Raw genomic sequence first — 15,492 nt, forward strand, 5'->3', positions numbered from 1 at the left:
ATAATGAGAGTATTTGTAGAAAAACAATGGTTTAATCAATGGTGGCTCCATCTCCTTACAACAATTCCTTGTTTTGGTTTTTTAATTTATGTCTGCATCAAGTGGTTTCTTCATGAACATTCCGTAGACAAGGTAGGGCCTTATGATTATGATTCACAAATTCTTGTCATCGTTTTGTTAGTAGCTACTTTGTTGTTGATTTTCATGTTTAAACTTTACATTGAAATTGACGAAAAAGGTATTCAATATAAGTTCTTTCCTTTTCATAGAACTATGAAGTTAATTACTTGGAACGAAATAGAAAATTGTCAAACCAGAACTTACCGTCCCATTAGTGAATATGGTGGATGGGGGTATAAAATTGGTATGGGTGGGACAGCGTTTAATGTAAAAGGTAACCAAGGTATTCAAATAAAGTTAAAGAATGGAAAAAATATTCTTTTAGGCACTCAAAAACCAAAAGAAGCTCAACTAGTTATCAATAAATATTTTAATAATGAAGGAATATAAAGTGGTTAGTTGGAAAATGGGATTATCCAACAATGACCAAAGATTGGAAAATACATTAAACGAATATGCTAAGCAAGGTTGGCAACTAAAACAATTTGCCGAAAATTCAGCCAGATTAGTTTTCGAAAGAGATAAAAATCGATGAAAAAATTAACTCTATTAGCGTTATTTATTTTTGGTAGTATTTTTTCGCAAGAAGTAGTTTCAGAAGAAATACTCCTCACCAACTATGAAATTAAATTACCCGGTACTTTAAGTTATTTGGAAAATAATAAACCTCAACCTTTGGTTATTTTTATTCATGGATCGGGCAATATTGATAGAAATGGAAATCAAGGTATTTTATCAAGTACTAATTATATAAAGAGTTTTGCCGATAGTTTGAATTCAAAAGGTATCGCATTTTATCGTTATGATAAACGTACATCAAACGCTGATAATTTGAATTTATTCAATGAAATCAGTTTTAATGATTTAGTGGAAGATGCAAAAATCAACATTGATTATTTTAAAAAAGACAAACGTTTTAATAGTATACATTTAATTGGGCACAGCCAGGGCTCTTTGGTAGGTATGTTAATTGCTAACGAAAATTGTAAAACCTATACTTCACTAGCTGGACCAGGTACTGATATTGGCACAACTCTTATTTCTCAAATTACGGCTCAACAAGGCGATCTTGGCAAAGCCACAGAAATGCATATTACAGAATTACTTACCACGGACACGATACAAGAAGTGAATCCATTTTTAATGGCGATATTTCAACCTAGAAATCAACAATTTTTAAAGGAATGGATACTACTTGATCCCATTGAGGAAATTAAAAAACTAACCTTGCCAACTCTTATAATTAATGGCGATGAAGATTCTCAAGTTAAAATTGAAGATGCTAAGTTGTTATCAGCGTCCAAACCAGATGCCAAATTGGTAATCATTAAGAAAATGAATCACCTATTGAAGACTGTTGAAGACAGTACTGAAAATCTACAATCATATACTGACTCAACATTTCCAATATCGACCGAATTAGTGCTTACCGTTACTGAATTTATTAAAGAAAATGAGTAAGAAAAAAGCTTTCGCATTGCGAGTAAATGAAGAAATGCTTAAAGCTATTGAAAAATGGGCCAGTGATGAATTTCGTAGCACCAATGGACAAATTGAATGGATGCTCATGAAAAGTCTGAAAGATGCTAAACGAGAACCAAAGAACAAGAAAGCAGAAAAAGACTAGTTCTTTTACATTTTTTTAACATCCGTATAGCTTAAATTTGATTGACTAATTTATTATAACCTATGGCAAAGATTTACGCTTCGCTATTCTTTCTTTTCATTATTTTTCAATCCAATGCACAAAATCAAGAGAAATCTTTTACTGTAAAACTTATTACGGAAGAGATTAAAATTGATGGCATTCTTGATGAATCTGTTTGGGAAAAAGCAGAAAGTGCTAAAGATTTTCATCAATATTTCCCATCGGACTCTGTAATGGCAATACAACAGACAGATATCAAAATGTTGTACGACAATAAAACCTTATATATTGCCATAAAGGCTAATGCAGAAGGAAGAGATTTTTTAACCAATTCATTACAACGCGATTTTAGAGGCGGTGGAATAGATCAAATTAGTTTGGTATTTGACACTTTTAATGATGGAACAAACGCATTTCTTTTTGGTATTAACCCATTTGGTGTGAGAAGAGAAGCATTGATTTCTGGTGGAGGTATTACAAGAAATGGTTTTACGACTTCATGGGACGTAAAATGGCGAGGAGAATCTAAGATATATGACAATCATTTTATTGCAGAGATGGCCATACCATTAACCTCTTTTAAATTTAAAGAGGGAGAAACTAAGTTCCGTTTTAATAGTTATCGCTTAGATATGCAAACTAATGAACGTACCACTTGGATGAAAATTCCACAAAATCAGTTCATCTTTAGTTTAGCATTTATGGGCGATATGATTTTTGAAAAACCCTTAGGAAAATCAAGAACTCCCTTAGCTTTAATTCCTTATTTAAATGGTATTAGTGCCAAAGATTTTGAGAATAGTACGAGTCTTAATAATTTTAAAGTAGGAGCAGATGCAAAAATAGCTGTAGGCAATAGCCTTAATCTTGACTTAACTATAAATCCCGATTTCTCGACAGTTGAAGTAGATAATTTCATAACAAATCTGACTCGTTTTGAAGTAGCCTTGCCGGAAAGGCGTCAGTTTTTTGTGGACAATAATGACCTCTTCGGAAGTTTTGGTGGTGGCAGAGATGCTAATCCTTTCTTTTCAAGGAGAATTGGCATCGCGGTAGATACTGCAGACAACACAATTGAAAATAGGATTATTGGTGGCCTACGCTTAAGTGGAAAATTAAATCAAAACCTTCGACTCGGATTTCTTAATATTCAGACAGAAGAAGATTCAGAAAATGAAATACCTTCTAATAATAACATGATGTTCGCGCTACAGCAAAAGTTATTCTCAAGATCCAACTTAGGAGTTTTCTTCATTAATAGACAAGCAATTAAAGCGGATTCGTTTTTGCCAGAAGATGAAGAATACAATCGAGTAATTGGATTGGACTATAACTTGGCCTCTGCAGATAATAGCTGGACCGGTAAATTCTATGCACATAAGTCTTTTCAACCTGGAGATAACGATGGAAATTACTCACTAGGATTTAACTTAGGCAAAAACACCCGTAATCTCACGGCTGTTATTGATGTCGTTTCTGTTGACGAAGAATTTAATTCTGATTTAGGCTTTATTCGCAGAAAAGATATCTTTAAAGTAGCCAATATCCTTGAAGGGCGGTTATGGCCTAAAAAAGGAAAAATAAATAGATACGAAGGTCAATTGTTTAGTTTAGTAACATGGAGACCGAATCTTGATTTTTTATATTCTGATTATAATTTCTTTGCAAACGTTACTGGTGTCTTTAAAACTTTAGAACAGTTGCAAATAGGTTTTGAGAAAAGATTCGTTTATTTGACAAGTGAATTTGAACCGACTGGTAAGGATGATGCTTTGGCCTTACCTGCAGATCAGGGCTTTCATTTTAATAATTTTCAACTTTCATATCAATCTGACAATCGCAAACTGTTTTCATATTCCATACGTCCTAGTTATGGAGGTTTTTTCAACGGGAATCGCTTTTCAATGGAAACAAGTTTCACTTTGCGCTTTATCCCTAAAGTAAATATTGGTTTTAACGCTCAGTATGACCATATAGAATTACCTGACCCTTATTCTACTGCTGACATATGGTTAATTAGCCCCAGAGCCAATATCACTTTTAGTAAATCTGTATTTTGGTCTACACTCGTTCAGTACAGTAATCAACGTGATAATTTAGGTATTAACTCTAGACTACAATGGCGTTTTGCTCCGCTATCTGATCTATTTATTGTTTATAATGACAATTATTTTGTGAACTCGTTTATGCCAAGAAGTCGTTCTATAAACTTGAAATTGACATACTGGTTAAACATCTAAAACAATTTTTAATTTTATACTTTCTTATACTTTATAGATTTTATCTATAGTCTTTTGGGATTTTTTTAACGTGCGTAAGACTTAAATTTGGGCGCTAATTCAAACCAACATATGCCAAAAACTTACCTTTTACCATTTCTTTTATGTTTTTTTTTAATTGGTAATGCGCAAACTAATCCCAAATCATTCACAGTAAAATTTATAGAAGAAGAAATAAAAATAGATGGCATATTAGATGAAGCTATTTGGGAAAAAGCTGAAAGTGCGAATAATTTTCAACAATATTTTCCTTCTGATTCTATTCTAGCTGAACAGCAAACTGAGATTAAAATGCTTTACAGCAGCACTACTCTTTATGTTGGCAGTAAAATATATACTTCAGGTGATGACTATGTAGTACCTTCTTTACAACGTGACTTTAGAGCTGGTGGTAATGACAACATTAGTATCATGTTTGATACTTTTAACGATGGTACTAATGCATTTTTATTTGGCTCAAACCCATATGGCGTAAGAAGAGAAGCATTAATATCAGGTGGTGGTTTTGACCTTAATGGTTTTACGACCTCTTGGGATGTAAAATGGCGTGGCGAATCGAAAATTTATGATGGTTACTACGTTACAGAATGGGCCATTCCTTTAACATCATTTAAATTTAAAGAAGGTGAAACTAAATGGCGTATGAATAGTTATCGATTTGACACCCAATCAAATGAGACTAGTACTTGGATAGAAATACCACAAAACCAGTTGATATTTAGTTTGGCCTTTATGGGCGATATGGTGTTTGAAAAGCCTCTAGGCAAGTCTAGAACTCCAATAGCTTTAATACCTTATGTTAACGCTATTAGCGCTAAAGATTTTGAAACCAATGATAACCTAAACACGTTGAGTGTCGGTGGAGACGCAAAGATTGCTGTTGGCAATAGTTTAAATCTAGATTTGACCCTAAATCCAGATTTTTCGACCGTTGAAGTCGATAATTTTATCACTAACCTAACTCGCTTTGAAGTTGCATTACCCGAAAGGCGTCAATTTTTTGTTGACAACAATGATCTTTTTGCAAGCTTTGGCAGTCGCCGTGATGCTAATCCATTTTTTTCAAGACGAATTGGTATAGCACAAGATATTGACGGTGAAAGTGTTGAAAATGGTATTATTGGCGGAATGCGGTTAAGCGGCAAATTAAATGAAAATTGGCGTTTAGGCCTTTTAAACCTTCAAACGGAAGAAGATATATCAAATGAAATAGCAAGTAATAACAATACTGTATTTGCCCTTCAAAAGAAGATGTTCTCAAGATCTAATCTAAGCTTCATTTTTGTGAATCGTGAAACTTTTAAAGATTATGATTTTGTAGAAGCATCTGATAGATATAATAGAGTTGTTGGCCTCGATTACAACCTTGCTTCTGCTGACAATACTTGGGTCGGTAAATTTTACTATCATAAGTCTTTCGCAACTGATATAGGAGATGAAGACAGTTCTACTGGCGTGGACCTAAGATATAACTCTAGAAATGTCAATTTTGGAGTTAGAGGTAATTATATAGGCGACGATTTTAGATCGGATTTAGGTTTTATTAGACGAACTGATATTATTGCAGCTCGTCCTTTTGCAGAATATAATTTTTGGCCTAAAAAAGGTAAACTAAATACTCATGGTTTTAGGTTTAGTCCTAATTTTATTTGGAGGCCAACTTTAGATTATCAAAATACAGATTACACTATTTTTAGTTCCTGGAGTGCCCAATTCAAACAACAACAAGAAATTTCTGTTCGAATGTTTAATAGGTATACCTTTTTAACAGATACTTTTGACCCTACTGGTACGGATGGTGCTGTAGAATTACCTGCTGATATTGGTTATAATTATACAGCATTTGAAATACAGTTTCGTTCTGATAGACGGAAAGTCTTTTCTTATTCTCTAGAACCCCAATATGGCGATTTTTACAATGGTACACGTTTTTCTTTTGAAGGCGATATGAGTTTGCGTTTGCAACCCAAAGTATTTCTTTCGTTGAACGTCAATTACGATAAAATTACCCTTCCAGACCCTTATCCAAGTGCAGATTTATGGTTAATTAGTCCAAGAATCAACATCACTTTAAACAAATCTATTTTCTGGTCTACACTTGTACAATACAGTAACCAACGTGATAATTTAGGTTTCAATTCTAGAGTGCAATGGCGTTTTGCACCACTGTCAGATTTATTTATTGTCTATAATGACAACTATTTCGTTAATACTTTCATGCCTAGAAGTCGTTCTATAAACTTAAAATTCACCTACTGGTTGAACATCTAGCTCTTTTTGATTTTGCTATATTTGAGGCAATAGCTTCAACTTATGAACCAACTACCTTTTACCGAAGACACTGTTATTTTTGGTCTTTTAGCCTTGTGTCTAGGCCTCGTTTTCTATACCTCTTCATTAAAGACAACCTTTTGGAAAAAATTCTACGCCGTTATACCTACGGTCTTGATGTGTTATTTATTACCATCCATATTAGCAAGTACAGGAATTATTGATGAAAAAAGTTCTCAAACCTACTACATAGCTAGTCGCTATTTATTACCTGCAGCTTTAATATTGATGACTTTAAGTATTGATTTAAAGGCAATTTTGAATTTAGGATCCAAGGCATTGATTATGTTTTTAACGGGTACGGCAGGTATTGTCATAGGTGGACCAATAGCTATTTTAATTGTTTCAATATTCTCGCCTGAAACAGTTGGCGGTGTTGGTCCCGATGCTGTTTGGAGAGGTTTAGCCACAATTGCAGGTAGTTGGATTGGTGGTGGGGCTAATCAAGCCGCTATGCTTGAAGTATTTGAGTTCAATCAAGAAAAATATGGAGGTATGGTTTTGATTGATATTGTAGTAGCAAATTTATGGATGGCTGTTATTTTACTTGGTGTAGGTAAAACCAAAAAAATTGACTCGTGGCTTAAAGCCGATACATCTTCAATTGAAGCACTAAAAATCAAAGTGTCTGAGCATACAGCTAAAATTGCAAGAGTGACCTCTCTTCATGATTTTATGATGCTTTTACTTTATGCATTTGCAGGAGTTGGCCTTGCTCATTTTTTAGGCAATCACTTTGCTGAATTTTTAGAAAATACTTTTGAAGTAATCCGCGATAAAGACAAAGTGCTATCATCTCTGGGATCAAAATTTCTTTGGATGGTCGTTTTTGCTACTTCAATTGGTATTGGCCTTTCATTTACTAAAGCCAAAAACTATGAAGGTGCCGGAGCCAGTAAAATAGGTAGCGTTTTCATTTATATTTTAGTTGCCACAATTGGCATGAAAATGGATTTAGGAGCGGTATTTGAAAACCCAGGTTTAATAGTAATAGGTCTAATTTGGATTTTAATTCACGCCGCACTTCTTATTATAGTGGCTAAACTTGTTAAAGCTCCTTTTTTCTTTCTAGCCGTCGGCAGTCAGGCAAATGTAGGCGGAGCTGCTTCAGCACCAGTTGTAGCTGCGGAATTTCATCCTTCTCTTACTTCTGTGGGCATTTTATTAGCAGTTTTTGGTTACGTTGTTGGTACCGGAGGGGCCTATTTATGTGCACTTTTAATGGAAGTCGCTTCAAAAGTTTAAAAAGACAAACACTTTCTCGATATTTGCGCTTTCAAATTTCAGACATGAAGAAATTACTTTTAGTATTTATTTTAATTTCAATACTTGGTGCTTGCGAAAAAGCGACTAAAAATACCATGACAATAAATGGTAATATAGCGGGTCTTAAAAAAGGTATGCTTTATTTACAACATCTTAAAGATTCTACCTTAACGAACATAGATTCAATAGCATTAAAAGGTGACGGTAATTTTACTTTTAATCATGAAGTAGAGAGTCCTGAAATTTTTTATTTGTATTTAGATAAAGCTGACAATAATACTATAAATGATAGAATTACCTTTTTTGGTGAACCAGGCTTAATATATATAAAAACTGCATGGAATACTGTTGATACCAAATCTGAAGTTTCAGGATCTAAATCACAAGACAAACTTTCAGAATTCAATGCGATGATAACAAAATTCAACACTAGAGATATTGAAATTTTTCAAAGTAGTCTTTTGCCAGAAATCAAAGAAAATAAATCAAAGCTGGACTCCTTAAAAATAATAAGTGAAAAGAATTTTGTGAGTCGATATAAATACACCACAAACTTTGCGCTAACAAATACCGATTCATTTATAGCGCCTTACGTAGCATTAACAGAAATTTCGGATGCAAACCCTAAATATTTAGATTCTATTTATAATAACTTAACAGAAGAAGTTGCTAAGTCAAAATATGGAAAAGCTCTAAAAGAACATTTGAAGACACTTAACAAATAAAGAATTAGCTAGGCAATGCATTTAGTTTTTCAACTAGCTCTGTTGCTTTTGCTTCTAATTCACTGCGCACAGTTTTAAAATGAGCTTTTTTGTCTTCTGCATTGGTATTCACCTTGTCCATCAAATAGTCGAAAGCTTCAATGGCTTTATCCACTAAACTAGACCCTTCTGCAGAATTTTTATTATCAGTTGCTGCCTCCCATTGGTACACAGCCTCTATTATATCGCCAAGAACAAAATTAATGTCCTTTTTTAAATCACGGATGCTTGCCATAATATCGTTTTACTCAAAAATACCAATTAAATCGTTACTTCTAAAAGGTGTGCACTATTTGTTATAATTTCTAGTGTACTACTTGAGGCAGGGATTAAAACAGTTTCGCCTTTTTCAATTTCACAAGTACCGTAATCATTAGCAATATTTGCGCCTCCTTTAACACACATGAGAATTGTAAAAGAATCTCTTGTTTTAATATCCTGTATTAGGTTTTCGGTAAGATGTAGTGCGTTTGTTTTAAAATAAGGGCAATCTACCATTTGGTTAGATTGATTTATTTTACGCTCATAATTAACTTTAAAATCGTCTTTTTTACTATAGTCGATAGCCTCTAGAGCCATATCAGTATGTAGCTCTCTTAAGTTGCCGTTTTTATCTCTTCTATTAAAATCAAAAATGCGATAAGTAACATCTGAAGTTTGCTGAATTTCAGCCAGTAACACTCCAGCTCCGATAGCATGAATCTTACCTGTATTTATAAAAAAAGTATCACCTTCTTCTACTGCTTCATAGTTTAAAAGATCCAAAAGTGTGTCATTTTCAACACTTTCTTTGTATTCTTCCTTTTTAACATCCTTATTAAAACCAACGATTAAATTAGATCCTGGATCAGCATCCATAATGTACCACATTTCCGTTTTACCAAAAGAATCATGGCGTTCTTTTGCGAGTTGGTCATTTGGGTGTAGCTGAATAGATAAATCTTGCTTGGCATCAATAAACTTAATTAAGATTGGAAATTCTCGTCCAAAGCGTTGTACGATACTTTCTCCTAATAATAAGTCTTCATATTCATTTATCAAATCTTGCAATGAATTACCTTTTAAATCACCATTAGCAACAACAGAAACATCACCTTTAACAGTTGAAAGTTCCCAGCTTTCACCGGTAATATCACTTTCAATTGACTTATTCAGAACTTCTTTTAGCTTAGTACCACCCCAAAGTCGTTCTTTTAGAATGGGTTCGAATTTTAAAGGATACAAATTCATAATTAGAATGATTAACCTGAGTAGGTAACGAAATTACGCGGCGTTTCGTACAAGACTACCTCTATTTCATTATCGGAATTAATATGAGGTCTCAATTTGTTCCATATGACAACTGCAATGTTTTCTGCAGTAGGATTTAATTCTTTAAAATCAGGAACGTCGACATTTAAGTTTTTATGATCAAAAGCTTCTTCTACTTCATCTTTAATGAGGTCTTTCAAAACTTTCATATCCATGACATAACCCGTTTCTTTATCGATTTCACCAGTAACGCTTACTATTAAATCATAATTATGACCATGAAATTTTGGATTATTACATTTACCAAATATAGCGTCATTCTTTTCAAAACTCCAATCGGGTCGGTATAAACGATGTGCCGCATTAAAATGGGCTTTTCTACTAATTTTTACGCGCATGGTTTCTGATTTTCAATTAAATAATCATAAAATCGGTCAAAAATGATTTTAAACCATGCTGTATATACATCAGGGTTTTTTGCAATGTCGTTTTTTATCGCCTCCGGTTGCATCCATTTCCATGCTTGAACTTCATCAGGGTTAATCTTTGGTTCTAAGTTGGAGTATCCAACCATTACATGATCGTATTCATGCTCAGTTAAACCATTATCAAACGGCGCTTTATAAATAAATGAAAATACCTCTTTCAAATTCACTTCAAAGCCCATTTCTTCTACTAATCTGCGTTTACCAGCTTCAATATTAGTTTCTCCATCACGTTGATGACTGCAACATGTATTTGTCCAAAGTAAAGGGGAGTGATATTTGTGTGCTGCACGTTGCTGTAGCATTGTTTCGCCTTTGTCGTTCATTACAAAGACAGAAAATGCTCTATGTAATACAGCTTTTTCATGAGCTTCCATTTTAGGCATTAGACCTAACTGTTGATTATTATGATCAACTAAAATGACTTTCTCTTCCATAAGGCAAAAATATAACCTTTAAAAGAAAACTATTCAACTTAATAGTCAGAAATACTTATGTAGTTATAGGGTAAATCTAAAAGAATCTTGGAGATTTTAAGTTACCTACCGTTCTAATGAAATCATAACGCAATACTATTTCAAAAGAACCGTCATTAAAAGTAGTGGCTCCTAAATCTGTTATCTCTCTATCATATGCAATACCAATTAAGAACTGATCAGAAATCTGAAACCCTGCCAACCCACTAAAAGCGGCATCCCATCTATATGCAGCTCCAAGCACGAATTTTTCATTATACATGAAATTTGCTGATACATCTACTTGTAAAGGTGCTCCCTGGGTAGCCTTAGCAAGAATAGCTGGTTTAAATTTTAAAAAGGCATTTACATCCCAAACGTAACCCGAAATAAAATACCAGTTCATTTGTTCAGCTGCAGTTGACAATGATGATTCATCAAAATGAGTAGTTTCTAAAAATCTTGGAATTGATAAGCCAGCATAAAAATTTTGAGTATGATAATATACTCCAGCCCCTACATTAGGTGAAAAACGATTGTCAATATTCTGCTGTAATGTTGGGTCTGCTCCCTGGCCTGTGTCTTGATTTAGCTCTGAGAATTTTATATCTAACAAATGTGCACCAGCTTTTAATCCGAAACTAAGTTTACCATCGATACCCGTTAAAACGGTATATGAAAAATCCACATCGAAATAGGTTTCTGATGTCGGACCGATAATATCATTCACAATTGATACTCCGGCACCTACTCCGCGATATCCTAAAGGTGTATGAATATTAAAAGTTTGTGTCTCAGGTGCTCCTTCGAGACCCACCCATTGAGCGCGATACAAAGCACCTATACTCATATGCCCTCTTGAACCGGCATATGCTGGATTAACACTCACAGTGTTATACATATATTGTGTGTACTGGGCATCTTGCTGTGCCAAAGCTATGTTGAATGACATCAGCATAATGGGCAATCCCAAAATTCTTATAATATTTTTTAAACGCTTCTCCACAGTCTTTTCTTTTACCTATTAATGTATATGTAACCTGACAATTGTTTCACGTTACCAGTTAGGTCTTCGTAATCTATGATATAGAAATACGTTCCAACTGGAAGCTTATTGTCTTGATTTATAGTAACTCTACCTGTAGAGGTACCATCAAAGACATTGCCTGAGGAGTTATAGGACTTGGTCACAAAAACCAATACGCCCCATCTGTTATAAATTTTTACGGTATTGTTTGGATAATCTTCTATGTTCGCTATTCTAAGTACATCATGCACTCCATCTCCATTTGGAGTTAATACATTAAATACTTCAATTTCATCAACCTGAGTAGGTCCTAAATCTGGATCTAAATAGTTAGGAACGCCATCATCATCTGAATCATCATTGGCAAAATCACCATCAGCATTTAAATCTTCATCTACAGTTTCTATACCATCATCGTCATCATCAAAATCTCGGTAATCAGACTCACCATCCTGATCAGTATTTGGCAAATCGCCCAATGGATCATCTATCTCATCATTCACGTCTTCGTCAATCTGAGTATCACCTTCGTAACCATCATCAAGGCCATCCATATCTTTATCAGATCCAGTCCAAACCACATCAGGGATACCGTCTTGATCAAAATCATGAGCTTCAATATTGTCAGGCACACCATCATTATCACTATCTTCATCAACGTAATCAGGTAAGCCGTCTCCATCCGTATCAACTGGTATTATACCAATATTTCCATCATTCTCATAAGCATCGTCAAGGCCATTGGTGTTTAAATCAACACCACTCGGCGCAATATAATCATCGGTACTTTGCCCTTCAACATTATCAGGCACCCCATCATCATCACTATCGATATCTAAATAATCAGGAATTCCATCCTCATCGCTATCTGTTGGGTCTGTCGTTGGGTCATTATCACCATCAAGATTCAAATCTTCAAAACTATCTATGATACCATCATTATCGGCATCAATATTGGACACCATATCGTCAATTACGATTATAGTGATAGTTGCAGTATCACAATTACCTAAATCATCACAAACGGTATATTCAAAACTATCAGTTCCTGTAAAACCTGGGTTTGGAACATAATCAATATCATCATCTGATGGATCATTTGGTGTTCCGTTATCATTCAAAATAACAGTACCATTAGCTGGGTCTGTATTAGAAAAAGTCCCCACATTTGGTAAATCATTGTCATTCAGACTCCAAGGAATATCGACTGTTACATTTTCATCTGTAGTTACTGAATCATCAAAAGTGTCTACTATCGGAAGTACATCTATTGTCACTGTTGCGGTACTACAATCACCAGCGGTATTACAAACTGTGTAATCAAATGAATCAGGACCATTATAATCCGGGTCTGGCGTGTAAGTTACCATATCATCACTTGGATCGTTCGGTGTTCCATTGTCATCTATTGTTACAGAACCGTTTGCTGGGTCTGTAGTCGTAAGTGTTCCAGAATCTGGCAAACCGGAATCGTTATCATAAATTGGAACGGTTACAAATTCATCTTCGTTAACCGTAATAAAATCATCAAAAAGGTCAGCCGCTTGATTTAAACAAACTACTGTGAATATTGGTAATTCAGAAGAATTACCTGCCTTATTTATGGTAGCGACATAACGCTCAACATCCTCAGTAGCAACTACTGTTGGTTGTGATTGATCACCTGATAAAGCTGGGTTCCAACTTACAGTTGCAGTGGCCGGTACATTTGCCGTAATATCTAAAGTAACTTGATTATCTGGGGCGTTACAATTAGTTAATATAAAATACCCCGTTGCATTTGAACCGCACAGTGTACCGTCATAAGTTGCAAAATAAACACCGGGTTGAGTTGCTTCGTAAAACGAATCAGTTCCTAGAACAGTAGTAGTATCTTGAGCTTCGTACCAGCGATAATTATTCTCATCGCCACTATTTGGAGCCTGTAATAAAAACTGGGCGTTAGTAACTGCCATCCCAAGCATTACAAAAGCAATACTTAGAAAAGAAGTTTTATATGTTTTTAGATATTTCAAATCGATTTGGGGTCGTTTTTAAACGTTATTTTACTACAAATACTATATTTAGTAATGAATTGTAATCTGCAGGTTGACCTATAATGTCATATTCCATAACTCCAGTGTTGCTTATTTCAATATTCGCGAATACCGCAGGATCAAAATAAGTAACATAGTAATACAATTCACTTGCTGCATAAATAGGTACTGCACTTGGAGCCCCGTCACTAGCAATAGTATTGACTGAAGCAAATTGAGCTACGTATTCCGCATATAAATCTTTTGTTGCATTAACTATATTTGTTGAAGCATCAATTGCTATCGATGGAGGGTAAAATATTCTTCCTGAAGCTGACGTGATTGGCGCTATTGCTTGTAAAGCTTGTTCTACCGTTGTTTCGTCAGTAGGCGAAGGAAGTCCACCTTCATCCATATCGATTGGGCTTATTAAATTTACTTCTCCTGCATTTTGTACATCAGTCGTAACCCAGCCAGATGTAGTATACATATATACTTTTTGGTCATCGGTAACAAAAACAGATGATCCAATATTGGGTGACGTAATTGTTGTCATTTCGGCCGCAGTAAGTTGAGGAATACTAGGTATTGAAGTTCCTTCAATTTGTGCATTTGCCGGAAGGCAAATAATGAACAATCCTATAACTGTTATTAACTTCTTCATTAATCTTTAACTTCTTGGTTAGTTTATTTGTTTATGGTAAAACAATAACAGTGAACATAAATTCTAAATCAATGTCATCTTTTTGAGTAGCACCATTATCACTATCGCCAATATTTATTTTAAACCCAGAGGCTAGTTGGTCATAATAAGTAATACCTGGGTCATCATAGTCAGAACCTGTATTACCAGGACAATCACCGCCACAATCAAATGTTACTAATTGAATAATATAATTAGCATTTGCGGCAGCTGCACTAAAAGTAACTTGATAATCACCTTCATTAATTCTAGAAACGGTTGCTCCGTAAATTGATGCTGCTACACCTGTGCCCGCGACTTTTCCAGTTGCGTAAATTTTAGGCATAGCATCTAAAACACTTAAAGCTGCTTGTACCGTTGTTTCATCTATTCCATCTGCATCAAGATCAACATCGGTTGCTAAATCAACTTCATCGGCTTCTTGGTCATCAGAACCGATATCAGATAATGCTACCTGACGTGTTGTTCCAGCTTCTTCTATTTCAAGGTTAGTACCATTAACTTCAAATCTAGTTATTAACTCGTTTGTAGTACTTAAATCCTGGTCGGCTGAATTATGTGCGGTGATATCTCCATCTAATTCTTCTAAAGCTGTTTGTACATCAATACTACTAATATTTCCTGCAGGTGTAAAAGGAACCTCTCCTGCTGATTGGTTATCGGCTGCCCAAAAACCATCGGCAAAAACAAAAAGATTGTTACCTGCGACAGCACTTACTCTTCCTGATACTGTGTATTCGGTGTTATTTCCAGCTACGGTACTTGTAACATCAATACCATTACCTGCTACGACAGTGGTGGTTAATTCATCTCCAGAAATCTGATTTGCCAGTTCCGTTAGAGCACCTTCAACATCTGTTGCTGTAAAATTTCCTGCTGTATCTGTCACTGGTACCTCAGATGCATTCTGATTGTCTGATGCTGGATCCCCTGCCGGACCTTGTGGACCTGTTGGGCCTTGGGCACCTGTTGCTCCAGTTGCTCCTGTTGGACCGGGGTCACCTTGTGGACCTACATTACCTTGTGGACCTTGTGCTCCTGTTGGACCAGTTGCACCTGTTGCCCCGGCTGGACCGGCAGGGCCTTGGGCACCATCTGCTCCGTCTGCTCCATCGGCTCCAGGTAATCCTTGTGGGCCTTGGGCACCG

The 15,492-nt window shown here is 35.2% G+C and carries 15 protein-coding genes and 1 pseudogene; 8 read left to right on the forward strand and 8 right to left on the reverse strand.

What is annotated here, in order from left to right; all coding sequences use genetic code 11:
• The first annotated feature begins 3 nt into the window (after positions 1 to 3).
• The 8 genes from RM520_RS14385 to RM520_RS14420 all read left to right on the forward strand — a co-directional run bounded on the left by RM520_RS14385 (position 4) and on the right by RM520_RS14420 (position 8,369).
• Positions 4 to 510, forward strand: a complete 507-nt coding sequence (locus RM520_RS14385) for a hypothetical protein (RefSeq protein WP_311386257.1) — start codon at positions 4 to 6, stop codon at positions 508 to 510.
• Entirely contained in the window at positions 497 to 655 is a 159-nt protein-coding gene (locus tag RM520_RS14390) for a DUF4177 domain-containing protein (RefSeq protein WP_311386258.1), read from the forward strand. Before RM520_RS14385 ends, RM520_RS14390 begins: the two co-directional genes overlap by 14 nt.
• A complete protein-coding gene (locus RM520_RS14395; RefSeq protein WP_311388466.1) occupies positions 652 to 1,581 on the forward strand; it encodes an alpha/beta hydrolase in 930 nt (309 codons plus the stop codon). Before RM520_RS14390 ends, RM520_RS14395 begins: the two co-directional genes overlap by 4 nt.
• Positions 1,574 to 1,747 (forward strand): type II toxin-antitoxin system antitoxin, encoded by a 174-nt coding sequence (locus RM520_RS14400; RefSeq protein ID WP_311386260.1) that lies wholly within the window; start codon positions 1,574 to 1,576, stop codon positions 1,745 to 1,747. The genes RM520_RS14395 and RM520_RS14400 overlap by 8 nt, the downstream gene beginning before the upstream one ends.
• Positions 1,748 to 1,809: 62 nt before the next feature.
• On the forward strand, positions 1,810 to 4,008 hold the full coding sequence (locus RM520_RS14405; RefSeq protein WP_311388467.1) for a DUF5916 domain-containing protein: 2,199 nt from the start codon (positions 1,810 to 1,812) through the stop codon (positions 4,006 to 4,008).
• A gap of 111 nt (positions 4,009 to 4,119) precedes the next feature.
• Positions 4,120 to 6,318, forward strand: a complete 2,199-nt coding sequence (locus tag RM520_RS14410; RefSeq protein WP_311388468.1) for a DUF5916 domain-containing protein — start codon at positions 4,120 to 4,122, stop codon at positions 6,316 to 6,318.
• Between the two features lie 42 nt (positions 6,319 to 6,360).
• A complete protein-coding gene (locus tag RM520_RS14415) occupies positions 6,361 to 7,623 on the forward strand; it encodes a DUF819 family protein (protein ID WP_311388469.1) in 1,263 nt (420 codons plus the stop codon).
• 44 nt (positions 7,624 to 7,667) lie between these two features.
• Positions 7,668 to 8,369: a DUF4369 domain-containing protein gene (locus RM520_RS14420; protein ID WP_311388470.1), complete on the forward strand. Its 702-nt coding sequence runs from the start codon at positions 7,668 to 7,670 to the stop codon at positions 8,367 to 8,369.
• A 4-nt stretch (positions 8,370 to 8,373) separates the two neighbouring features.
• On the opposite strand, the gene RM520_RS14425 is transcribed toward RM520_RS14420, so the two are convergent.
• From RM520_RS14425 to RM520_RS14460, 8 genes and pseudogenes are all read right to left on the reverse strand, one after another.
• On the reverse strand, positions 8,374 to 8,643 hold the full coding sequence (locus RM520_RS14425) for a hypothetical protein (RefSeq protein WP_311386265.1): 270 nt from the start codon (positions 8,641 to 8,643) through the stop codon (positions 8,374 to 8,376).
• A 26-nt stretch (positions 8,644 to 8,669) separates the two neighbouring features.
• Entirely contained in the window at positions 8,670 to 9,638 is a 969-nt protein-coding gene (locus RM520_RS14430) for a type I phosphomannose isomerase catalytic subunit (protein WP_311388471.1), read from the reverse strand.
• A gap of 11 nt (positions 9,639 to 9,649) precedes the next feature.
• Complete coding sequence (locus RM520_RS14435; protein ID WP_311386267.1) at positions 9,650 to 10,057, reverse strand: 6-pyruvoyl trahydropterin synthase family protein; 408 nt, start codon at positions 10,055 to 10,057, stop codon at positions 9,650 to 9,652.
• Positions 10,048 to 10,581, reverse strand: a complete 534-nt coding sequence (gene idi, locus RM520_RS14440) for an isopentenyl-diphosphate Delta-isomerase (RefSeq protein WP_311388472.1) — start codon at positions 10,579 to 10,581, stop codon at positions 10,048 to 10,050. Before idi ends, RM520_RS14435 begins: the two co-directional genes overlap by 10 nt.
• A 76-nt stretch (positions 10,582 to 10,657) precedes the next feature.
• Positions 10,658 to 11,557 (reverse strand): PorP/SprF family type IX secretion system membrane protein, encoded by a 900-nt coding sequence (locus tag RM520_RS14445; RefSeq protein ID WP_409220557.1) that lies wholly within the window; start codon positions 11,555 to 11,557, stop codon positions 10,658 to 10,660.
• Positions 11,558 to 11,616: 59 nt separating this feature from the next.
• Positions 11,617 to 13,590 carry a T9SS type B sorting domain-containing protein gene (locus RM520_RS14450; protein ID WP_311388476.1) on the reverse strand — a complete coding sequence of 658 codons (1,974 nt, stop codon included), beginning with the start codon at positions 13,588 to 13,590 and terminating at the stop codon, positions 11,617 to 11,619.
• Positions 13,591 to 13,666: 76 nt separating this feature from the next.
• Positions 13,667 to 14,305 (reverse strand): hypothetical protein, encoded by a 639-nt coding sequence (locus RM520_RS14455; RefSeq protein ID WP_311388473.1) that lies wholly within the window; start codon positions 14,303 to 14,305, stop codon positions 13,667 to 13,669.
• A gap of 31 nt (positions 14,306 to 14,336) precedes the next feature.
• Positions 14,337 to 15,492, reverse strand: a pseudogene (locus RM520_RS14460) (hypothetical protein); the annotation flags it as partial.

The organism is Croceitalea vernalis (genome assembly GCF_031846405.1).
Classification (GTDB): domain Bacteria; phylum Bacteroidota; class Bacteroidia; order Flavobacteriales; family Flavobacteriaceae; genus Croceitalea; species Croceitalea vernalis.

Coding starts and splice junctions, on each gene's coding strand:
- RM520_RS14385 (WP_311386257.1), top strand. CDS start 4: ATGAGAGTATTTGTAGAAAAACAATGGTTTAATCAATGGTGGCTCCAT.
- RM520_RS14390 (WP_311386258.1), top strand. CDS start 497: ATGAAGGAATATAAAGTGGTTAGTTGGAAAATGGGATTATCCAACAAT.
- RM520_RS14395 (WP_311388466.1), top strand. CDS start 652: ATGAAAAAATTAACTCTATTAGCGTTATTTATTTTTGGTAGTATTTTT.
- RM520_RS14400 (WP_311386260.1), top strand. CDS start 1,574: ATGAGTAAGAAAAAAGCTTTCGCATTGCGAGTAAATGAAGAAATGCTT.
- RM520_RS14405 (WP_311388467.1), top strand. CDS start 1,810: ATGGCAAAGATTTACGCTTCGCTATTCTTTCTTTTCATTATTTTTCAA.
- RM520_RS14410 (WP_311388468.1), top strand. CDS start 4,120: ATGCCAAAAACTTACCTTTTACCATTTCTTTTATGTTTTTTTTTAATT.
- RM520_RS14415 (WP_311388469.1), top strand. CDS start 6,361: ATGAACCAACTACCTTTTACCGAAGACACTGTTATTTTTGGTCTTTTA.
- RM520_RS14420 (WP_311388470.1), top strand. CDS start 7,668: ATGAAGAAATTACTTTTAGTATTTATTTTAATTTCAATACTTGGTGCT.
- RM520_RS14425 (WP_311386265.1), bottom strand. CDS start 8,643: ATGGCAAGCATCCGTGATTTAAAAAAGGACATTAATTTTGTTCTTGGC.
- RM520_RS14430 (WP_311388471.1), bottom strand. CDS start 9,638: ATGAATTTGTATCCTTTAAAATTCGAACCCATTCTAAAAGAACGACTT.
- RM520_RS14435 (WP_311386267.1), bottom strand. CDS start 10,057: ATGCGCGTAAAAATTAGTAGAAAAGCCCATTTTAATGCGGCACATCGT.
- idi (WP_311388472.1), bottom strand. CDS start 10,581: ATGGAAGAGAAAGTCATTTTAGTTGATCATAATAATCAACAGTTAGGT.
- RM520_RS14445 (WP_409220557.1), bottom strand. CDS start 11,557: ATGCTGATGTCATTCAACATAGCTTTGGCACAGCAAGATGCCCAGTAC.
- RM520_RS14450 (WP_311388476.1), bottom strand. CDS start 13,590: ATGCTTGGGATGGCAGTTACTAACGCCCAGTTTTTATTACAGGCTCCA.
- RM520_RS14455 (WP_311388473.1), bottom strand. CDS start 14,305: ATGAAGAAGTTAATAACAGTTATAGGATTGTTCATTATTTGCCTTCCG.